The sequence below is a fragment of the Limosilactobacillus reuteri subsp. reuteri genome (genome assembly GCF_000016825.1).
Lineage (GTDB): Bacteria > Bacillota > Bacilli > Lactobacillales > Lactobacillaceae > Limosilactobacillus > Limosilactobacillus reuteri.
This window is the reverse complement of the sequence record NC_009513.1, coordinates 1,800,216-1,820,242: the sequence shown is the minus strand read 5'-3', so window position 1 is coordinate 1,820,242 and position 20,027 is coordinate 1,800,216. Positions and strand designations below refer to the sequence as shown.

21 protein-coding genes are annotated in these 20,027 nt (G+C 37.1%); 12 read left to right on the top strand and 9 right to left on the bottom strand.

Translation table 11 applies throughout. From position 1 onward, the window contains the following. Positions 1 to 94 precede the first annotated feature (94 nt). The 4 genes from LREU_RS09205 to LREU_RS09190 all read right to left on the bottom strand — a co-directional run bounded on the left by LREU_RS09205 (position 95) and on the right by LREU_RS09190 (position 4,994). Positions 95 to 361 carry a hypothetical protein gene (locus tag LREU_RS09205; protein WP_003669228.1) on the bottom strand — a complete coding sequence of 89 codons (267 nt, stop codon included), beginning with the start codon at positions 359 to 361 and terminating at the stop codon, positions 95 to 97. Positions 362 to 471: 110 nt separating this feature from the next. Beyond that, positions 472 to 1,908 carry an NADP-dependent phosphogluconate dehydrogenase gene (gndA, locus tag LREU_RS09200; protein ID WP_011953581.1) on the bottom strand — a complete coding sequence of 479 codons (1,437 nt, stop codon included), beginning with the start codon at positions 1,906 to 1,908 and terminating at the stop codon, positions 472 to 474. A 143-nt stretch (positions 1,909 to 2,051) separates the two neighbouring features. Beyond that, the gene (gene zwf, locus LREU_RS09195; protein ID WP_011953580.1) at positions 2,052 to 3,533 is read right to left on the bottom strand and encodes a glucose-6-phosphate dehydrogenase; all 1,482 of its coding nucleotides are present in this window, start codon (positions 3,531 to 3,533) and stop codon (positions 2,052 to 2,054) included. 282 nt (positions 3,534 to 3,815) lie between these two features. Continuing rightward, entirely contained in the window at positions 3,816 to 4,994 is a 1,179-nt protein-coding gene (locus tag LREU_RS09190) for a CynX/NimT family MFS transporter (protein ID WP_003669225.1), read from the bottom strand. A 166-nt stretch (positions 4,995 to 5,160) separates the two neighbouring features. Here LREU_RS09190 and LREU_RS09185 point away from each other — a divergent pair, with 166 nt between their 5' ends. After that, positions 5,161 to 5,586 (top strand): VOC family protein, encoded by a 426-nt coding sequence (locus tag LREU_RS09185; RefSeq protein ID WP_003669223.1) that lies wholly within the window; start codon positions 5,161 to 5,163, stop codon positions 5,584 to 5,586. A gap of 49 nt (positions 5,587 to 5,635) precedes the next feature. Here LREU_RS09185 and nrdI read toward each other — a convergent pair whose 3' ends face one another. After that, entirely contained in the window at positions 5,636 to 6,103 is a 468-nt protein-coding gene (nrdI, locus tag LREU_RS09180; protein ID WP_003664939.1) for a class Ib ribonucleoside-diphosphate reductase assembly flavoprotein NrdI, read from the bottom strand. A 111-nt stretch (positions 6,104 to 6,214) separates the two neighbouring features. After that, complete coding sequence (locus LREU_RS09175) at positions 6,215 to 7,558, bottom strand: hemolysin family protein (protein ID WP_003669221.1); 1,344 nt, start codon at positions 7,556 to 7,558, stop codon at positions 6,215 to 6,217. 157 nt (positions 7,559 to 7,715) lie between these two features. On the opposite strand from LREU_RS09175, the gene LREU_RS09170 reads away from it, so the two are divergent. The 5 genes from LREU_RS09170 (at position 7,716) to LREU_RS09150 (ending at position 10,934) form a co-directional block, all read left to right on the top strand. After that, entirely contained in the window at positions 7,716 to 8,579 is an 864-nt protein-coding gene (locus tag LREU_RS09170) for a P-loop NTPase family protein (RefSeq protein ID WP_003669219.1), read from the top strand. A 17-nt stretch (positions 8,580 to 8,596) separates the two neighbouring features. After that, a complete protein-coding gene (locus tag LREU_RS09165; RefSeq protein ID WP_003669217.1) occupies positions 8,597 to 9,121 on the top strand; it encodes an NAD(P)H-binding protein in 525 nt (174 codons plus the stop codon). Beyond that, on the top strand, positions 9,084 to 9,665 hold the full coding sequence (locus tag LREU_RS09160) for a DUF1836 domain-containing protein (protein WP_003669215.1): 582 nt from the start codon (positions 9,084 to 9,086) through the stop codon (positions 9,663 to 9,665). The genes LREU_RS09165 and LREU_RS09160 overlap by 38 nt, the downstream gene beginning before the upstream one ends. A 67-nt stretch (positions 9,666 to 9,732) precedes the next feature. Then, on the top strand, positions 9,733 to 10,185 hold the full coding sequence (locus LREU_RS09155) for a MarR family winged helix-turn-helix transcriptional regulator (protein ID WP_003669214.1): 453 nt from the start codon (positions 9,733 to 9,735) through the stop codon (positions 10,183 to 10,185). 23 nt (positions 10,186 to 10,208) lie between these two features. Next, positions 10,209 to 10,934, top strand: a complete 726-nt coding sequence (locus LREU_RS09150; protein WP_003669212.1) for a B3/B4 domain-containing protein — start codon at positions 10,209 to 10,211, stop codon at positions 10,932 to 10,934. A gap of 149 nt (positions 10,935 to 11,083) precedes the next feature. Here LREU_RS09150 and LREU_RS09145 read toward each other — a convergent pair whose 3' ends face one another. Both LREU_RS09145 and LREU_RS09140 read right to left on the bottom strand, forming a co-directional pair. Further along, the gene (locus LREU_RS09145; RefSeq protein ID WP_003669211.1) at positions 11,084 to 12,202 is read right to left on the bottom strand and encodes an AI-2E family transporter; all 1,119 of its coding nucleotides are present in this window, start codon (positions 12,200 to 12,202) and stop codon (positions 11,084 to 11,086) included. Positions 12,203 to 12,204: 2 nt separating this feature from the next. After that, complete coding sequence (locus LREU_RS09140; protein ID WP_003669209.1) at positions 12,205 to 13,044, bottom strand: sugar phosphate isomerase/epimerase family protein; 840 nt, start codon at positions 13,042 to 13,044, stop codon at positions 12,205 to 12,207. A 92-nt stretch (positions 13,045 to 13,136) separates the two neighbouring features. Here LREU_RS09140 and LREU_RS09135 point away from each other — a divergent pair, with 92 nt between their 5' ends. From LREU_RS09135 to eutJ, 3 genes are all read left to right on the top strand, one after another. Beyond that, positions 13,137 to 14,048, top strand: coding sequence for a hypothetical protein (locus LREU_RS09135; protein ID WP_225349843.1), 912 nt, complete (start codon positions 13,137 to 13,139; stop codon positions 14,046 to 14,048). A 169-nt stretch (positions 14,049 to 14,217) separates the two neighbouring features. Then, the gene (locus LREU_RS09130) at positions 14,218 to 14,925 is read left to right on the top strand and encodes an MIP/aquaporin family protein (protein WP_003669206.1); all 708 of its coding nucleotides are present in this window, start codon (positions 14,218 to 14,220) and stop codon (positions 14,923 to 14,925) included. An 84-nt stretch (positions 14,926 to 15,009) separates the two neighbouring features. Beyond that, the gene (gene eutJ / locus LREU_RS09125; RefSeq protein ID WP_003669204.1) at positions 15,010 to 15,843 is read left to right on the top strand and encodes an ethanolamine utilization protein EutJ; all 834 of its coding nucleotides are present in this window, start codon (positions 15,010 to 15,012) and stop codon (positions 15,841 to 15,843) included. A gap of 40 nt (positions 15,844 to 15,883) precedes the next feature. On the opposite strand, the gene LREU_RS09120 is transcribed toward eutJ, so the two are convergent. Further along, positions 15,884 to 16,963, bottom strand: a complete 1,080-nt coding sequence (locus tag LREU_RS09120) for a helix-turn-helix domain-containing protein (RefSeq protein ID WP_003669203.1) — start codon at positions 16,961 to 16,963, stop codon at positions 15,884 to 15,886. A gap of 253 nt (positions 16,964 to 17,216) precedes the next feature. On the opposite strand from LREU_RS09120, the gene LREU_RS09115 reads away from it, so the two are divergent. The 3 genes from LREU_RS09115 to LREU_RS09105 all read left to right on the top strand — a co-directional run bounded on the left by LREU_RS09115 (position 17,217) and on the right by LREU_RS09105 (position 20,013). Next, complete coding sequence (locus LREU_RS09115; protein ID WP_003669201.1) at positions 17,217 to 17,498, top strand: BMC domain-containing protein; 282 nt, start codon at positions 17,217 to 17,219, stop codon at positions 17,496 to 17,498. Between the two features lie 97 nt (positions 17,499 to 17,595). Next, the gene (pduB, locus tag LREU_RS09110; protein WP_003669200.1) at positions 17,596 to 18,312 is read left to right on the top strand and encodes a propanediol utilization microcompartment protein PduB; all 717 of its coding nucleotides are present in this window, start codon (positions 17,596 to 17,598) and stop codon (positions 18,310 to 18,312) included. 24 nt (positions 18,313 to 18,336) lie between these two features. Continuing rightward, a complete protein-coding gene (locus LREU_RS09105; RefSeq protein WP_003669198.1) occupies positions 18,337 to 20,013 on the top strand; it encodes a propanediol/glycerol family dehydratase large subunit in 1,677 nt (558 codons plus the stop codon). The last annotated feature ends 14 nt before the right edge of the window (positions 20,014 to 20,027 follow it).

The window sequence follows — 20,027 nt, the reverse complement described above, 5'->3', positions numbered from 1 at the left end:
TAATATCTTACACGAATAATAGTAAGCGTTTTCATAGAAAAAGTCAATGCAATTTTAGTAAAGTTTTACGAAAAAGGAAGTAATATCAAAATAATTATTGATTGAAAGCGATTGCCATAACTTGGGCTTGAATAGTTTCTAACTCATCAGCATTTAAATTAATATATTTATTTACAAGGCGTTCATTTGCATGAAGATCCCTGACAAGAAAATCGTGGATTGATGTAATGTTTATTCCGGCATGGCGTAAATGGAGAATTGTCATTGTAATTGCTAACTGTTCTGTTTTAGCGGCTGAAAGGGTAGCAGGGGCTGTTTCGATGACCCCTTGGTAATAGCCGCTCATAAATGTTTTATTCATGATAATCACCTCTATGCTAATCAAACCACATTTCTATTTTCTTGTTAAGAAATTCAAAATAAAAAAACGACCGAGAATGGATCTCAGTCGTTAAATCAAAGTTTATTTGATTATTGTTCTTCGTACCAGCTGTAGTGGAAGTTACCAGGACGGTCAGTACGTTCGTAAGTGTGAGCACCGAAGTAGTCACGTTGAGCTTGAAGCAAGTTAGCAGGAAGCACTTCTGAACGGTATGAGTCGTAGTAACTAATAGCAGCGCTAAGTGAAGGAACAGGAATACCAGCCTTAACAGCAAGAGCAACAACGTCACGAGTTGCCTTTTGGTACTTCTTAGCAATATCCTTGAAGTAATCATCAAGAAGCAAGTTCTTCAAGTCTGGGTTCTTAGTGAAGGCATCAGTAATGTTTTGTAAGAATTGTGCACGAATAATGCATCCTGCACGCCAGATTTGAGCTAATTCACCATACTTAAGGTTCCAGTCGTAATGTTCGGAGTCGATCCGCATTTGTTCGAAACCTTGTGCGTAACTCATAAGCTTACCGAAGTAAAGAGCTTGACGTACTTTTTCAATCATTTCCTTCTTGTCATCGATTGAAATAGCTTCAGTTTCAACAGGCAATTCCTTGCTTGCTTGTACACGTTCGTCCTTCATCATTGAAATGTAACGAGCGTAAACAGCTTCTGTAATAACTGATTGAGGAGCACCACCATCAAGGGCAGTCATTGAACTCCACTTACCAGTACCCTTGTTAGCACCACGGTCAAGGATCATGTCAACAATAGGCTTGCTCTTGTCGTCACCAAGGTCATCCTTACGAGTAAGGATATCAGCAGTAATGTCAACAAGGTAACTGCTTAATTCACCCTTGTTCCATTCAGCAAAAGTCTTAGCAATGTCATCAACAGGCATCTTTAATACGTTACGCATGATGTTGTAACTTTCGTCGATTAATTCTTCATCACCGTATTCGATACCGTTGTGAACCATCTTAACATAGTGACCAGCACCGTTTGGTCCAATGTAAGCAACACATGGCTTGCCATCTTCTTCAGCCTTAGCAGCAATCTTAGTAAGGATTGGAGCAACTAAGTCATAAGCTTCTTTTTGACCACCTGGCATAAGTGAAGGACCGTGAAGGGCACCTAATTCACCACCGGAAACACCCATTCCGATGAAGTTGATACCAGACTTGTCTAACTTAGCGTTACGAGCCATAGTATCGTGGAAGTTAGTGTTACCACCATCGATTAAAACATCACCCTTGTCAAGTAATGGCAATAATTCGTCGATAAGAGCATCAGTTGGCTTACCGGCCTTAACCATCATAAGAATCCGACGAGGCTTTTCTAGTGAGTCTACAAATTCCTTAACAGTGTAGCTAGGTACTAACTTCTTATCGCTGTGGTCACGCATCATATCGTCAGTACGGTTACGGTGACGGTTGTATACACCAACCGTGAAGCCACGACTTTCGATGTTTAGTGCAAGGTTCTTACCCATAACAGCTAAACCAACAACACCAATTTGTGCTTTTTGATCAGACATTAAAGTCACTCTCCTCAATACTTATGTAATATAATTCACAACCTCGATTATAACAAAAATTAAAGATAGTGCAAACGCTAAACATCAATTTTTATTATAAAAAAGTAATTTACAGCAAGAATGCTATAAATTACTTGTAGTAACTAATGATTTAAACGATAAACCCACTTACGTCCATCACGAGCCAAGAGTTCGTCAGAAGCTGCTGGACCCATGGAACCAGGAGTGTAGTTAGGGAATTGAGGCTTTTCAATATCCCAAAGTTTACGGATAACATCGACGAACTTCCAGGCATAAGCAATTTCAGCCCATGAGGCAAAGTTTGTGTGGTTACCTTCAAGTGCATCATGGAAAAGACGTTCATATGGTTCTGGAGATTCCTTCTTATCAGAATCACTTTGCAAGAAGCGTAAATCAACAGGTTCTGTTGTGAAGCCTTGACCCGCGCGCTTAGCATTTAATTGGATTGCAAAACCTGAGTTAGGTTCAACAAAAATAGTTAATACGTTTGAGTTAAGAGATTGGTCACTTTCAGAACGTGGGTTAGCAAAGATATCGATTAATGGCTTCTTGAAGACAACATCAATACGAGTAAACTTGTCTGCTAACTTCTTACCAGTTCGAACGTAGAATGGTACACCAGACCAACGATAGTTATCAAACATTAACTTAGCAGCAACAAAGGTTTCAGTACCAGATTCTGGATCAACACCATCTTCATGACGGTAAGCGTTAGTTCCATCACCAGCATCGTATTGTCCACGGACAAAGTTAGCAGCTGCTTCTGATGGCGTGTAGAGGCGAAGACTACGAAGAGCCTTAATCTTTTCAACTCGAACATCAGCATCAGTAAATGCAACAGGTTGTTCCATTGCTAATTGGGCAACAATTTGCATGATGTGGTTTTGCACCATATCACGTAATGCACCAGATTGGTCATAGTAACCAGCACGTTCTTCAACCCCAAGCTTTTCACTTAAAGTTACTTGGATGTTGTCAATGTAACGATTATTCCAGAGTGATTCAATCATGGTGTTACCAAAACGTAATGCTTGAATGTTTTGAACCATTTCCTTACCAAGGTAGTGGTCAATCCGGAAAATTTGATTTTCACTAAATGTTTGTGATAATTCATCGTTAAGCTTCTTGGCAGATTCAAAGTCACGACCAAATGGCTTTTCAATAACAAGACGGTTAAAACCATTGTCAGTTAATAATCCTTGCTTCTTCAAATTCAAGGCAATAGTACCGAAGAATTGTGGTGCCATTGACATGTAGAAGAGACGGTTGCCTTCAGCGCCAAATTGTTCATCTAATTCAGCAAGGCGTTGCTTAAGGATTTCGTAATGTTCTGGTTTAGTAACATCATGTGACTTGTAGAAAAAGTGCTTTGAGAATGCTTCTGCTTGGCCATTCTCAGTTTCTGGAATGTTACTAATAGATTCACGAACGATTTGTTGGAATTCTTCGTCAGTTAATGGACGACGGGAAGTTCCTAGTAATGCAAAATGGTCAGCTAGGTAACCCTTTTGATATAACTTGAACAAAGCAGTATAAAGTTTACGCTTTGCAAGGTCACCAGTCGCACCAAATAATGTAATGACAGCCTTATTTTCTGTAGCCAAAATGTTCACTCCTTCTGAAATTTCAGAAAATTCTTATACCGTGACAATTATATACTCTTAAAGCGCAATCTGCACTATCAAAGGAAACGTTTTCTGAGAAGATCTCTTAGAAAGTTGAAATGGACCATCATCGATAAATGGCTTATTGATTAGCCTTTGGCAAGCGCTTATCAATTAATGGTCTAGATCAAAAAACTTTTAAAAGAAATTTGTAATTATAGCTTATGAAAACAAAACTAACTAAAAAAGCTGGGAAAAATTCCGCAGCTTTGAAAAATTATCTTAAATAAATTGTTTACGTTCTGCTATTACACCACAGACTGTAAAGAAGATAGCAGCAATAGCAATCACGATTAAACTTGCAAACCAATTATGTGTTTGTGAATAAAGGTTCCCGACAACGATAGGACCTAATGCAGAAATTAAATATCCTACTGATTGGACCATCCCAGAAAGGTTTCGGGTATCAGTGGAACTCTTGGTCTTTAGTCCGAACAAAGTCATTGCAAGAACGAAAGTAGTAGTTGTACCGGCACCAAGAAATAGGGCAACGAATATATAGTAAACAAGGGAATTTACTGGGAAGAACATCATTCCAGTTCCAATTAAAGAAATGATTCCCGCAAATAGCATAATTGGTTGCCGATTCTTCATCTTAGTGGCAATTACGGGGATTGCAAAGGCAAATGGCATTGACAATAACTGTAATAATCCAGCAACTAAACTTGCATTATCGCTGCTTAATCCGGCATCCATGGCAATTGTAGGCAACCAGGCAACGATACTATAGAAGACGAAACATTGTCCTCCGAAGAATAAGAGCAACCACCATGCGTTTGCATTTTTCCACATGTTAGTTCCGCGATCATTAGAACTGCTTTCGTTAGTGGCGCGTTGATTATAGCGTAAGTTTGGTACCCAGATAATTACAGCAATTAAAGCAACGATACTAATAATGATAACAGCAGTTTGCCAACTAGTAGCGTGGGTAATTGGAGTAATTGCGTAAGCTCCAATTGCAGCAAATAAAGTCATTGCGACATTATACATCCCTGTTACACTACCAATTCGATTTGGCAACTTATCAGAAATAATTGCAGGTAATAAGACGTTAATACAAGTGATGGCAGCCCCGACTAATATTGTTCCGATCATTAACGATGAGAAATTTAAAATTCGTAAATAGGAACCAATAAACATTAAAATCATTGCTAACTCAATCGTTAATTCATTACCAATTCGTTGAGCGAGTGCTGAAACTACTGATGATAGTAATCCGAAACAAAGGAGTGGAATAGTTGTTAAAATTCCTAAGCTAGTAGTTTCAACGTTAAAAGTTTGTGCAATGTCTTTAATGACAGATGGTATTGCTGTAATCGGCATACGCATACAAACTCCAAGGAAAAATAGTCCGAGAATTAGAAGTGGGCTATGCTTTTTAATTTTTTCCAAAAAATTCATCCTTTCATCATAAGATTAGCTTGATAATAGACTAGACAATTATATCATAATAGGTCCCTCGTTATGATTAATATCCGGTTAGAAGTGGCTAATCCAATTGGAAGCTAGTTTGACGGAAAGCGATTCAAAATATATAATCAACAATGAATATTTTTGGAGGAACACTATGACGGCTATATACCCATACCTAACATTTGAGAATGCGAAGGAAGCAATGGCTTATTATGAACAGGACTTCAGCGCTCAAATTACATATCACGAGGCTCTGACAAAAGAGCAGGCGGAAAGTCTTGGATTACCAGTTGATCAATTAGACCAGACAACAATGCGTGGTGAATTTATGATTGCTGGTCAAAAAATTATTTGTGCAGATGCAACGATGGGCAATCCTCAAACATCTACGCTAATTTCAATTTTACTTGATTTTGAAGAAGAGGAAGATAAAGCACGTGATTTGTTTAATCGTTTGGCAAAATCAGACAATCAACGTGTGACGGTACCATTTGGTGATTGGGTCCTAAATAATGTAATGGGACAGATTGTGGATAAGTATGGGATAACGTGGTTGATAAGTGCTAATAAACAAGGCTAAAATAAAAGCGACTTGGAAAATTCAATCCAAGTCGCTTTTATTTTAGAAGTTAGGCGTTAATTTCGCTCCACCGTTTGGCCAAGATAGTATAAATTCGCTCAATATCTTGTGAAGTGCCCCGTAATTCATAATCTGCAAGAAATGGTGCGTCAAAATCTCGCGCATATTTACGAGCGGTTAAGCAATATTGCTCGTTAAAATTCTTATTACCACTGCCTACTACGCCGACACATTGTTTGGCATTATCGTTGTAGGCAATGTATTCACCTAATGCATTTGTCATAATTTCAGTGAAACCAGAATCGATCCCGTTACCCCCATTTAAATATGTGGGCACGAAAGCAAAGAAGGGTTCTGTCTCATCGGCAGGAAGAGTTTGGTCGCTAACTTCTTTTAATTCAAGAAGTGGACGATCTTCGCTAATACTGTGCTGTTGTTTAGCATATCCCTGCATCCGCGTTAAGAAGGAACGGGTATTTCCCTCAAGCGAAATATAAATAATATTCATTGGTGCCATGTGAATTTCTTCCTTCTAGTTTAGATTTGTTTTAATATTATAAAATTATTTTAGTAGAATTAAGGATTAAATAAAAGGATAATCTTCTTATTGTTGCCAAAATGTAAAATTTTACTTTGATAAAGTAGTAACGATAAAGCTATCGATATATGAATGGCGATAATCTTGAATTTTTAAATCAAGGTTGGCTAGTTTGATCGTTTCTCCTTCATGAATATTATGATAATTATCTAACACATATCCTGACAAAGTAACCACATCGCTATCTTCAGAATCTTTAAGTTCAACATGGAAGAAGCGTTCAAAGTCATAAATGGTCGTTTTTCCATCAACCCGGTATTGATTTTCACCAATCTTAGAAATCATGTTATCTGAAACATTGTCGATCTCGTCTCTCACCGTTCCAAATAATTCTTCATAAATGTCCTTGTCAGTAATAATTCCGCTAGTACCCCCATACTCATCAACAACGACGACCATCGGCACCCGGGTACTAATCATTAACTTAAGAACTTCGGTAATTGGGGTAGTCTCAGGAGTAGTAGGCATATGGCGGAGAACTTTGGCTAAGGATACATCTCCGTTAATTTGTTTTTGCCGAATTAAGTCATAGTTAAAAACATAACCTAAAATCTTATCCTTATCATTATCAGCAACTACCGGTAAGCGGCTATATTTCGTCTTAAGATATAGTTTAATCGCGTCATTTACGGTTTTATTGATATCAATAACTGTTAATTGCGTGCGATCGATCATAATATCTTTAGCAACCTTATCGTTAAAGTCAAAGGCTCGTTCCATATATAGCAAGTCATTGTGTTCAAGCTCACCACCTTTGACAGCGTTTCGAGATAGGCTAATAATCTCACTTTGCGAAAGGACGTCTTGACTCTCATCGGCTGGCTTCATACCTAACATTTTGACAATTCCGTTGGCAGAACTATTGAGCAACCAGACGAAAGGATAAAAAGTAATGTGAAAATAGTGCAGTGGGGTGGTAACAAACATCAGGGTCTTAATTGGAATATCAATACTGATGTTTTTAGGTACGATTTCGGTTAAGACCACTTCAAAATATGTTAGAAGAAGAACTCCCACGATGGCACTTATAACATGGATGACACTATTGTTTAGTGACCAGCTTGGCAGCGAGAGAGCATCAGTTAAGAGCTCTTCAATTGTTCCTTCGCCGACCCAACCGAGGATAATTCCACAAATTGAAACCCCTACTTGAGTGGTCGAAAGATATTCCGTTAGATTGGTGACCATTTTGATTGCACGGGTTATTTTCGCAGATGGTTTATCGCGCTTTGCTTGCATTTCTTCTAGGGCCGTTACCCGTGCTTGCACTAAGGCGAACTCGGCTGCTACAAAGAATGCTGCAAAGATAAACGTAATGATGATAATTATAAAATTTGTGAATAGTTGGCCCTCATTCAAAATAACATTCCTCATTTCGATTGGTAAGTACAATTTATGTATATTATTCTACCATTCAAATAAGGTGTTATAAATTAAAGCATGTTAAAAAGAAGGACATGTTTATTTCGTTCATTACCTAAAAAATGATAAGATTAGTAAAGGTAGATAGCTTAGGAAAAGAGGTTATATAGTGAGTAGTATTACAATTAATGATTTAGTCTATGATGCTAAATCAGGAGACCAATTAGATAACGTTTCATTAGAACTAAAGTCACCACAAGTAATCGGAATTTGCAGTAATGATACAGGTGCAGCAGCTGCATTAGAAGATTTATTATCTGTCCGTGGAAAAATTTTAAATGGGGATGTAACAATTAACGGGGTCCCATTCAAAAAGTATAAGCGTCAAAGCAAAAATGAAATCGGCCGAATTGATGATGTGGTTTTAAAAGGAAAAACAGTGGAGAAAGCTGTTGACCACGCGTTACGTCATCATAAAAATGCTTTAAAGCCAGAACAAGCACTCCAAATGCTTAAATCATTAAAATTTGAACCTGATCAAATGATTGCTGCATTAAGTGATGCTCAACAACTAGAACTACGGATAGCCCTCCTCCTTACTTGGCAATGTCCAATCGTTATTTTGAGTGATGCCTTTGACGGCTTGGAGGAAGATAAACGGCAAATGATTGGTCACCTTGTTAAAGACTATGCTCAAAAGGTCGATGCCTTAGTGCTTTTCACAAGTAAAAATATTTCAACATTGATGCGGTTTGCTCATACTCTTTATTACTTTAATGGCAGTCATTTGACTTCTGCACGTGATTTATCGATGAATGATGGAGTAGATTGTACTGTGACAGTAATGGGAACTGGTTTCCCAATCGACAATGCAGTAAAGCTAGGGGCGCACATGTTGGAAGAAGCAGGTAATGAGACCCGTTTTCTTTTCACTGGAAATATTCAAACATTATTGCCATTACTAGAGCAAAGCACCATTACTGACGTCAGAATTGAAGATGCAACGATTGAAGATGAATTGATGGCTTACTAATAGATTTGGAGGTTGTGATGGGTCGGATAGTTTTTATTAGTCACCGGCATGACGCTCTAGTACCAACTATTATCAAAAGGGTTCCAGAAGCGGTTGCGCTCACTAGTTTTAAATTTGAAATTCAACGTGGGGATGTGTTGTGTTGGCTTCCTACTGTTAATGAGTATGTAGATGATGAAGTGCAAGAGTTAGCTGAATTGATCGATCGTTCCCTGTTTTTACCATCAAAAATAGTAATGCTTTCGATTGCAGGAACAGCAGATGATGCGACCAATCAGCAACTACAGGAATGGTATGGACAACAGGCAACTCAGGCTGTCCTTGCTCATCAATATGCGGTTAAAATGATTGATGAATTTGAGTTACCATATACTATTATTAGAGCTTTGCCAATTACTAATGAAGAAACTTCGCTTAAGGTTGTTAGTGAAGGGGATGCTTTAGAAGGCAAAGAGATTGGATTAGGACAAGTAGCACAGATAATTGAACAAGCAGTTACTACCGATGATTTTCGGAATCAATCGATTGGAATTGCCCCATAAGAAAGCAGGTTGTGATATGGATAAATTAGAAGAATATCAACGATGGCAAAATAATTTAGCACGGGTGCGATTTCCACGATGGAAAGAATTACCTACACTAGGTTTGTATGTTGACCAGGTGGTGGCAATTGTAAATGAACAATTGAACCATTTGGGAATTGAACCACTTACAAAATCAATGGTAAATAATTATGTAAAAAAGAAAGTTATTCAAGCACCGATCAAGAAAAAGTATGCTGTTAACCAATTAGTAGATCTTTTACTTATTGGATTATTAAAATCAAATTTTTCACTAGATGATATCCGTGCAGGAATTGCTCAAGTTACTATGAATTCTTACCCGCAAGCTGCTTATGACCGCTTTGTCGAAATCTTAAATGCACTTTTAGCGGGAGAAGAAATTCCAAGTACTAATGTGATTAATCCACAAAATGATCGATTAATGACTTTAGCATTGAAGTCAGTATTATCGCGAATGGATGCTGCTCAATTATTAACAGCAATGCAAAAAGTTGCTCAGCCTGCGCCGTTGGAAAATAATTAGCTTTGAATTTTTTGTTGCAATTACAACAAAAACGTTTTAATATTGTAGACAAGGAGAATTTTTATCAATGATTGATATTTTACGTGAAATAGGGATGATTGATCGAGCCCTCGATTCGATTGCCAATATTGAGTTCAAGCAAATCGATTTAGCACGTGGTCAATACCTATATGTTGTTCGTATTTATGAGCATCCAGGAATTATTTCAGAACAATTATCAAACTTGATAAAAGTAGACCGAACAACGATTGCCCGTGCTGTTAAAAAGCTTGAAAAAAACGGCTTTATTGAAAGAAAAAGTGATCCGACGAATAAGAAAATTAAACGACTTTATGTTACTCAAAAGGGGAAAGAGATTTATCCTTTTATTATTCGTGAAAACCAATTTTCAAATAGGGAGGCATTGAAAGGCTTCTCGGAAAAAGAGGCTCAACAGGTTCATGATTATCTAGTTCGTATCCGGAAAAATATTGATGGTGATTGGGATACCGTAAAGCATGGGGGCAAACGTCAATACTAATTTATAAAGAGGAGATTATTTTTATGAAGCAAGTGACGATTGATCCAAGTTTTTGGGAACTTTTTCCAGATGCACAAGTAAACATCTTATTTGCAAATGGCATTGATAACCATGATACTGATAACAACTATGATGAACGGAAGAAGCTATTAGCAAATGCTACTCATGAGGCTGATAAGTTTTTAACTAATGAAACTTTTCGTTTGAATCCAGTTGTTGATCAATGGCGTCAAGCATTTCAACAGTTTAAGAAAAAGAAAGGTGCGCGCTCATCAATTGAGGCCTTATTGAAGCGTGCCAATCAAGGACGGAAATTTGAACCAATTGAACCTCTTGTTGATGTCTACAATAGTATTTCCTTGAGCTACGGTGTTCCAGTAGGCATTGAAGACCGAAATAAGATTGCTGGCGACCTTCATTTGGGTGTTGCAAAAGGCGGCGAAGCATTTCGGCCAGTTGGTGCTGAAGAAGATGAACCTGCTTTGGAGGGCGAAGTTATTTATTATGACGATGAAGGAGCTGTTTGTCGTTGTTTAAACTGGCGTGAAGCTCAACGAACAATGTTGACAGAAGATTCTCAAAATGTAGTTGCAGTTATGGAAGCAATTAATCCAGAACAAATTGAACGTGCTAATGAAGCAATGGAAGAATTGAGCAAGCTAATTAACCAGTACTTTGGTGTAAATGCATCACAAGTTTATCGCCTGACTAAAGATCAGCCTGTTGCAGAGGTTCCAGATAATTTATAAAAAATGAAAAAATGGGAGCGAGACAGAAGTCACTTGTGACTTCGTTTTCGAGCCCCCGCAAGCAATAATAGGCCTCCAATATTCGGTTTTGCCGGACGTTGGAGGCCATTATTGTACTGCGTATTTGCTTTTTATGAAAGTAACTTAACTTATGTCACAGTCCCTTTTTGAATTGTTATTCTGTTTCTTGCATCAGCACTTAACAATTTATAAAGGGCTGCAAATAAAGGAACGGTGAACATCATTCCAAGAATTCCGGAAATTCCCCCACCAATAATAACCGCGGCAAATACCCATACACTTGGTAGCCCAATTGATCTTCCGACAACTAGTGGATAGGTAATGCGGTTATCTAACTGTTGAAGGAGAATAATAAAGATCAAGAAAATGCCAGCTTGAAGTGGAGAAACGGCAAAGATGATAATTACTCCGACACTAGCCCCAAGGATGGCGCCGATGATTGGGATTAAAGCACCAAATGCAGTTACAACTCCGATCATGGAGGCATAAGGCATTCGTAAGATCGTCATTCCGATAAAACACGAGATTCCAAGAATAGCAGCATCTTTACATTGCCCAATAATATAGTTACTGTAACTTTCATCAAAAACTTTCAGAACTCTAATTATTTGCGTCTGGTATCGGCTAAAGTATGTTGAAAGTAATTTAGTAAACTGGCGTTGCAACATTTCTTTATAAATCAAGAGGTAGATTGAAAAGAAAAACGCAATAATTGCGGTTGTGGCAGCCGAAAATACAGATGAGGCTGTTGAAATAACCGTCCGGAAAGTCCCACCAACGCCAGACGTAAGATATTTACCAATTTTATCCCATTGAATTTTACTAGCATCAAAGCTATTGATGAAGCCTTTAAAATCACTGCTATGTTCAAAGTAATCGATAAAATGGTTAATAATGTGACTGTGATTTGCAATAAGCAGTTTTACACACGTAATAAGTTCAGGAATTACCAGGGCAAAAACGACGGCGATTATTAGGATGATTGTTAAGTAAGACATCATTATCCCAACCGGCCGCTTGAATTTTTGCGCACTTGGTTTCTTGAACAAAGATAGGTAGAGGTGTTCATATTGTTTTAATAGTAAGTTAACAATATAGGCAAGGATTGCTCCTATTAAAAGCGGCACGGTTGCAGAAAAAATTGTTTGGATAAATTTAGCGACAATTTCCCAATAGGTGATTGCTAAGTAGAGGACAAATAGGGCTAATACTAAAGAAATATGACGGCGATTAATATATTGCTTCACGATTAAACTCCTCTATTATTAAGCTTTTGGTAAAGTTTAACTAAATAGTTATGACTGTCAATTTGTTCACAACAATTATTTTGATCGTGTAAGTTAATTTCATAAATACTAGTAGCAGCTGGATTTAAGTGAGGTAAAACGTTAGCCCAGTCGATTTTACCGGTGCCGAGAGTAAGACTATCATGAGTTTTGCCCATTGAATCAACTAGGTGATAGTGAACGATACGATCTTTTAGGTGTTCTAGGGATGCTGTTAATTTCTGGTTATTCCCATGAAGCTCAATAAAACAATGGGAGGTATCAAAGGCAAGTCGATAATTATGTGCAAGAATTTCATCTTCTTGAAGAGGATCGCCGTAAGCAAAGACTGGTGCAATTGAATTTTCAAACATGATATGCTCTCCACCAGCATCTGCAAAATAGTCCAATCGCTGATAGACAGCATCTCGGGCAGCTTCTACACTGGGATAAAGTGAAACAAAGTAACGTGATTCAGGACCGGCATAACCACCGTGGACCAAAACTTGAACATCAAGGTCATCGGCTAAATAAAGGAGCTTTTCAGTTGTAAATTCGATAAAGCGGTATAGGTCGGGGTACTGTTTTTCCGGAGCCACTACTTCTGAATGATGATCCTGAAACTTCATTGGGTGATGTAGAATAATATTTTTAATTCCAGCATCTTTAACGTATTGAATTGCATCATAGAGGCGTTGGTAGCCTTCATCAGTAAAATCATCAGCATCAGTATAAAATTCATAAGCAATAGGATTATATTGTAGGCGATCATTAATTTGGTCTAGTTGACTGCTTCCTTTTAATCCTAATTGTGGTAAAAACATAAAAATTTACCTCCTAAAACTAACTACTATTTATCTTACCAGATTTTGAGCAATTTCTTATGGTAAGATACCATATTGAGGAGGTGTTTCACATGGAACAATGGTTGCCGCGTCAGCCATTAATCTTGACACCAACTATTCCATTGATGTGGACAGTGGGATGGCTTTGTACAATGTCAGCATATATTATTTTAGGTGGACAACCCCCATCCCCAAATCAGTTGCAGGACTCTGTTTTACTGGTTTCAGCTGTCATTTTAGTGATGAATATTTATAATCTGATACTAATTTGTCAACGAGCAGAAAAATATCGAAATCTGTCCCCTTATGCACCAAGGGCTTTGTTATTAGCTATTGTTTTAATTATTTCGATTGTCTTAGCTTGGGGACAGCCTAAAGTAGTATTAATTCCTAGCTACTTAAATATATGGGTCATGATATTTATCGTTTTAAATTTCTTACAAGCTCTTTTGGGACAATTTTTTGCTCTCCTGGAACGACCGCAATCACGCCGAAAATTTGCTTCGATGTATTGGCCAATAGTAGTTCTATGCGCTGCAGGGATTGTAACTCCGCCAAGTTTAGAATTACATAATGGTTGGACTTTACCGTTTATTATTGGTGATTGCATTTTACTCATCTTCTTTATTGCAAGAAGTTGGCAAGAGATGCCAAGAATACTTGTTAAGGTTCCAGCTAATAACAGTATTATCTATGAACTGTTAGTTGGAATTAATCTTGCAACGATAATTTCAACGGTGATGAGTGGAGTCCTTTTTATTATTTTTAGCTTTATTAATAATGAAATAAGTGGAGTGTCGGCGTCCTTTGCGCTTAGTCCAACAATAAATGGAATTAGTGGATTAATAATAGGGGCCATGCAACGTTATAATAATGATTATCGGTACGGACACGTAAAAGGACATCCGCAAAGATATATTTACTGTGGGATTTTCTTGGTGATTATTTTCTTAGGGCTAGGTTTTCTTTTAAAGAAAAGCTAATAATTTCTGGTAAGGAACATGATTTTTTTGTGTATTAATTTGTAAAATATTGCCGTTATTGAACAGTTAATCCAATAAAGACAATAAAATACATAATTAATGTGTTAGCATTATATGTATAGAAAACGCATACAATTTGGGAATAATATAAAAAGGTTGGTGTTTAGACATGCATGGATTTATTGGCGAATTTTTTGGCACCATGGTTTTAATCCTATTAGGAGCAGGATGTTGTGCTGGTAATAGTTTGAATAAAACATATGGGAAACAAAGTGGCTGGTGGTTTATCTGTATTTCATGGGGCTTAGCAGTTACAATGGGAGTTTATGTTGCAGGATTTCTGGGTTCATTAGGGCACTTAAATCCCGCTGTAACAATTCCTTTTGCTATTTTTGGCTTATTCCCATGGAGTAACGTTATACCTTACTTACTTGGTCAATTTCTTGGTGCGTTTGTTGGTGCAGTATTAGTAATTATTCAATTCTATCCACAATTTAAAGCAACCCCAAATGAAGAAGAAGGAAATAATGTTGGTATTTTTGCTACTCGTCCAGCGATAAATAGTCCAATTTTTAACTTTTTCTCAGAAGTGATTGCGACCTTTGCATTTATTTTCATCTTATTAAATCTTGGCAACTTTACACAGGGATTGAAGCCATTTATCGTAGGAATGGTTATTGCAGTTGTTGGTACATGTCTCGGGACAACTACTGGCTTTGCATTAAACCCAGCTCGTGATTGGTCACCACGTTTAGCATATACTATTTTGCCAATTCCTAATAAGGGTGTTTCAGAATGGTGGTATGCATGGGTTCCAATGTGTGGCCCAATTGTTGGGGGCCTTCTTGCTTGTGCTTTACAAACGGCACTAGTTTAGTGAACCTAGAGAAAAGGAGGCTAATTAATATAGCCTCTTTATTTAGTTTAAATAAAATATGAAATATCTCGTAGGAGAAAATTAATGAAAAAAGAATTTTTAAAAAGTAGTAATGAACAATTAAAAAAATTTTCCGAGATTGTTAATGGGGATAAGCCTTTACGTAAAGTTACGGCTGATGAAAAGCTAAAGGTCGGTGTAGATTTAGGAACTTCTTCAATTGTTTTAACAGTGCTGGATTCCAAAGATAAGATTGTATACGGAGCGTATGAATATGACCATGCAGTTCAAGATGGTATTGTAGTTAATTTCATGGAATCAGTTAATATTTTAAGACGCTTAAAAGAAAAAGCTGAGAAAGTATTAGGACGTGAACTTAAAACGGCATGTGGTGCTATTCCACCGAAGACAGGAGAGAAGAGTGCCAAAGTGGTTGCTAATGTTATCGAAGAGACAGGCTTGCTTTGTACAGGTGTTGAAGATGAACCGACAGCAGCTGCGAAGTTCTTAAGATTGTCAAATGGTACAGTTGTAGATATTGGAGGAGGAACAACTGGGATTAGTATTTTTAAAGATAACAAGCTCATCCATGTTATTGATGAAGCAACAGGCGGATTTCATATGACGCTTGTTCTTGGAGGAAGATATAAAATAAAAAATGATGAAGCAGAAAAATTAAAGCGTAACAAGAATAAAGAATCTGAAGTATATGCTGTTATTAAACCTGTAGTTGAGAAAATGGCAGCAATTGTTCAAAATATGGGAGTAGAAATTATTGATCCAGTAATAGTGGTGGGAGGTGCAACTAACTTTACTGAATTTACAACAACCTTTAGTAAAGATTTAAAGCGTAAAGTTTATAAACCGCTTTATCCTCAATTTGTTACGCCACTAGGGATTGCAATGTTTGATGATTAGAATAAATAAGAGGCTGGGCACCCCCAACCTCTTTTTAATTTTAAATAATTTTTTCAGTATAAATCCATTGAATTACTGAACGATCAAATACATTAATCTCACTAGCTGGAATAATAGGTTGAGAACAATCTACTGTATAGACCCAACCTGCTTTATTACTAACATCATTCAGATCATTTATTGAATAGATATATGGATACCCATTTAAATCACGGGCTTTAAAGGAAATATCATTTTTATTGAAAAAATCTTTTGAGATTTCATAAACGGACTTATTTGAGCGCCATTGTAAATCTCTTGGAATAGTATAGATTTTCTTTATTGCGGAATTATATTTTCGATACTTTGATGGTGTCATTCCTACTTTTTGCTTGAAAATTTTAGTAAAGTAACTTGTCTGTGAAAAACCAACTTGATGAGCCAATTTATTAATTGGTGTATTTGAAAAAATTAATTTTTCTTGAGCAAGTGCAATTTTTTGTAGATTTATATAGTTAATAAAATTGTCATTAAAATAATTTTTAAAGATTCGACTTAAGTATGATGGTGAGAGATAAATCCTTTGAGAAACGTTTTCTAAAGTAAGCGATTTTTCTAAATTGGAATTAATGTATTTAAGCGCCATGGTTATATTTTTTTCAATATCACTTAGAGTACCATCATTTCTGTTATTAAGAATAGGAGGATTAGTAACGTTAGCTATTGAATCATCTCCAGAAATATTCAAAATCCCATTAAGGACTTTGATTAGTGAACTTAGCTTAGGAGCCTCGAATGGGGTAAGGACAGCTATGCAGTCATTGGAACTGTCAATAAAATTTTTGCAAGAAATTTCAATATATTTACTACATAAATCAATAGCGTCTGATTCTATATGTGATTCATCAAGAACAAAGAAACCACTTAAAGATGAGCTTATAACTAGTGGAAAAACAAAGTAATTTTTAAAATCGAGTTTTCGTAAATGTTCAAGTGAAATATTTGAGTCAAAAAGAAGGGTGTTGCAATCAACAATTGCTCCGGTAATGCTTGTGAAAATTATATTATTATTGGTTATTTCCTGAAATGTTTTTGTTACCTTTTGAATGTCATTCAAGAATTTTGAAGAATATTCGTACATTTGAATTTCGCCTACTTTTTACCAAATTTTTTAAGAAAGATGCCGTTTACCTCTATATATTAGCATACATTTACACATAAAAACGCTTTCCTGTAAATTTTGTGATACATAATAATAAATTATTGTTCTTTTTAAGTATCATACATTTTTTAAGATAATATATCATAAATATCATGTTATAAAATTAACATGTACCAAATTGTAAGCGATTTCTCATTATCGCTATTTGTTTTTATACTTAGGAGGCATTCTTATGGGACAAGAAGCACTTGGTTTAATTGAAACCGAAGGACTTGTAGCTTCAATTGAAGCTGCTGATGCAATGGTAAAAGCTGCTAATGTTAAATTAATTGGTCAAGAAAAGATTGGTCATGGATTAGTCACAGTAATGGTTCGTGGTGATGTTGGAGCTGTTAAGGCTTCAGTTGATGCCGGAGTACAAGCTGCCGAAAATATTGGAGAAGTTGTTTCGAGTTACGTAATTCCTCGTCCTCAATCTGAAGTTGATAAGCTCTTACCGCATCATGGAGAATAATTGATAAAAAATTAAAGCCCTTATACAGACGGCTAGGTACAGAAATCTGTATTAAGAGCTTTATTGTTAAGAGCTTTTATAGTCAGGAGGAAAAATAATGAATGATTTTCTGAATTCTACTAGTACTGTTCCAGAATTTGTTGGTGCTAGCGAAATTGGAGATACCATTGGAATGGTAATTCCGAGAGTTGATCAACAACTATTAGATAAATTACACGTTACAAAACAATACAAGACTTTAGGTATTTTGAGTGATCGTACTGGTGCTGGTCCACAAATTATGGCAATGGATGAAGGAATTAAGGCTACTAACATGGAATGTATTGATGTTGAATGGCCACGTGATACTAAAGGTGGAGGAGGCCATGGATGTTTAATTATCATCGGTGGTGATGATCCTGCAGATGCACGCCAAGCTATTCGGGTTGCACTTGATAATCTTCATCGTACATTTGGTGACGTTTATAACGCCAAAGCGGGTCACCTTGAATTACAATTTACAGCTCGTGCTGCAGGTGCTGCACATCTTGGATTAGGTGCAGTTGAAGGGAAAGCATTTGGGTTGATTTGTGGTTGTCCTTCCGGGATTGGTGTCGTGATGGGAGATAAGGCTTTAAAGACTGCTGGTGTTGAACCGCTTAACTTTACTTCACCAAGTCATGGTACAAGTTTCTCTAACGAAGGTTGCCTAACTATTACCGGTGACTCAGGAGCTGTTCGTCAAGCTGTTATGGCTGGACGTGAAGTAGGATTAAAGTTATTGTCACAGTTTGGTGAAGAACCAGTTAATGATTTCCCATCATACATTAAGTAGATCTAGAAGGAGGACTACTTTATTATGAAACGTCAAAAACGATTTGAAGAACTAGAAAAACGGCCAATTCATCAAGATACATTTGTTAAAGAATGGCCAGAAGAAGGTTTCGTTGCAATGATGGGGCCTAATGACCCTAAGCCTAGTGTAAAAGTTGAAAATGGCAAGATCGTAGAGATGGATGGTAAAAAGCTCGAAGATTTTGATTTGATTGACTTGTACATTGCTAAGTATGGAATCAATATTGACAACGTTGAAAAAGTTATGAATATGGATTCTACCAAGATTGCACGGATGCTTGTTGATCCTAATGTTTCTCGTGATGAAATTATTGAAATTACATCAGCTTTGACTCCTGCTAAGGCTGAAGAGATCATCAGTAAGCTTGATTTTGGTGAAATGATTATGGCTGTCAAGAAGATGCGCCCACGTCGTAAGCCTGACAACCAGTGTCACGTTACCAATACTGTTGATAACCCAGTTCAAATTGCTGCTGATGCTGCTGATGCCGCTCTTCGTGGATTTCCAGAACAAGAAACCACGACAGCTGTGGCACGTTATGCACCATTCAATGCTATTTCAATTTTAATTGGTGCACAAACAGGTCGCCCTGGTGTATTGACACAATGTTCTGTTGAAGAAGCTACTGAATTGCAATTAGGTATGCGTGGTTTTACCGCATATGCTGAAACCATTTCAGTTTACGGTACTGATCGTGTATTTACCGATGGTGATGATACTCCATGGTCTAAAGGCTTCTTGGCATCTTGTTATGCATCACGTGGTTTGAAGATGCGATTTACTTCAGGTGCCGGTTCAGAAGTTTTGATGGGTTATCCAGAAGGTAAGTCAATGCTTTACCTTGAAGCGCGTTGTATTTTACTTACTAAGGCTTCAGGTGTTCAAGGACTTCAAAATGGTGCCGTAAGTTGTATTGAAATTCCTGGTGCTGTTCCTAATGGTATTCGTGAAGTTCTCGGTGAAAACTTGTTATGTATGATGTGTGACATCGAATGTGCTTCTGGTTGTGACCAAGCATACTCACACTCCGATATGCGGCGGACTGAACGGTTTATTGGTCAATTTATTGCCGGTACTGATTATATTAACTCTGGTTACTCATCAACTCCTAACTACGATAATACCTTCGCTGGTTCAAACACTGATGCTATGGACTACGATGATATGTATGTTATGGAACGTGACTTGGGTCAATATTATGGTATTCACCCTGTTAAGGAAGAAACCATTATTAAGGCACGTAATAAGGCCGCTAAAGCCCTTCAAGCAGTATTTGAAGATCTTGGATTACCAAAGATTACTGATGAAGAGGTCGAAGCAGCAACGTATGCTAACACCCATGATGACATGCCAAAGCGGGATATGGTTGCAGATATGAAGGCTGCTCAAGATATGATGGATCGTGGAATTACTGCTATTGATATTATCAAGGCATTGTACAACCACGGATTTAAAGATGTCGCTGAAGCAATTTTGAACCTTCAAAAACAAAAAGTTGTTGGTGATTACCTTCAAACATCTTCTATTTTTGATAAAGATTGGAACGTCACTTCTGCTGTTAACGACGGAAATGATTATCAAGGACCAGGTACTGGATACCGTCTATATGAAGACAAGGAAGAATGGGATCGGATTAAAGACTTACCATTCGCCCTTGATCCAGAACATTTGGAACTGTAGAGAGGAGGTAATCT

Excerpts from the sequence above, each read along its gene's own strand:
- LREU_RS09205 (WP_003669228.1), bottom strand. The coding sequence starts at position 361 with ATGAATAAAACATTTATGAGCGGCTATTACCAAGGGGTCATCGAAACA.
- gndA (WP_011953581.1), bottom strand. The coding sequence starts at position 1,908 with ATGTCTGATCAAAAAGCACAAATTGGTGTTGTTGGTTTAGCTGTTATG.
- LREU_RS09190 (WP_003669225.1), bottom strand. The coding sequence starts at position 4,994 with ATGAATTTTTTGGAAAAAATTAAAAAGCATAGCCCACTTCTAATTCTC.
- LREU_RS09185 (WP_003669223.1), top strand. The coding sequence starts at position 5,161 with ATGACGGCTATATACCCATACCTAACATTTGAGAATGCGAAGGAAGCA.
- nrdI (WP_003664939.1), bottom strand. The coding sequence starts at position 6,103 with ATGGCACCAATGAATATTATTTATATTTCGCTTGAGGGAAATACCCGT.
- LREU_RS09175 (WP_003669221.1), bottom strand. The coding sequence starts at position 7,558 with ATGAGGAATGTTATTTTGAATGAGGGCCAACTATTCACAAATTTTATA.
- LREU_RS09165 (WP_003669217.1), top strand. The coding sequence starts at position 8,597 with ATGGGTCGGATAGTTTTTATTAGTCACCGGCATGACGCTCTAGTACCA.
- LREU_RS09160 (WP_003669215.1), top strand. The coding sequence starts at position 9,084 with ATGATTTTCGGAATCAATCGATTGGAATTGCCCCATAAGAAAGCAGGT.
- LREU_RS09155 (WP_003669214.1), top strand. The coding sequence starts at position 9,733 with ATGATTGATATTTTACGTGAAATAGGGATGATTGATCGAGCCCTCGAT.
- LREU_RS09150 (WP_003669212.1), top strand. The coding sequence starts at position 10,209 with ATGAAGCAAGTGACGATTGATCCAAGTTTTTGGGAACTTTTTCCAGAT.
- LREU_RS09140 (WP_003669209.1), bottom strand. The coding sequence starts at position 13,044 with ATGTTTTTACCACAATTAGGATTAAAAGGAAGCAGTCAACTAGACCAA.
- LREU_RS09135 (WP_225349843.1), top strand. The coding sequence starts at position 13,137 with ATGGAACAATGGTTGCCGCGTCAGCCATTAATCTTGACACCAACTATT.
- LREU_RS09130 (WP_003669206.1), top strand. The coding sequence starts at position 14,218 with ATGCATGGATTTATTGGCGAATTTTTTGGCACCATGGTTTTAATCCTA.
- eutJ (WP_003669204.1), top strand. The coding sequence starts at position 15,010 with ATGAAAAAAGAATTTTTAAAAAGTAGTAATGAACAATTAAAAAAATTT.
- LREU_RS09120 (WP_003669203.1), bottom strand. The coding sequence starts at position 16,963 with ATGTACGAATATTCTTCAAAATTCTTGAATGACATTCAAAAGGTAACA.
- LREU_RS09115 (WP_003669201.1), top strand. The coding sequence starts at position 17,217 with ATGGGACAAGAAGCACTTGGTTTAATTGAAACCGAAGGACTTGTAGCT.
- pduB (WP_003669200.1), top strand. The coding sequence starts at position 17,596 with ATGAATGATTTTCTGAATTCTACTAGTACTGTTCCAGAATTTGTTGGT.
- LREU_RS09105 (WP_003669198.1), top strand. The coding sequence starts at position 18,337 with ATGAAACGTCAAAAACGATTTGAAGAACTAGAAAAACGGCCAATTCAT.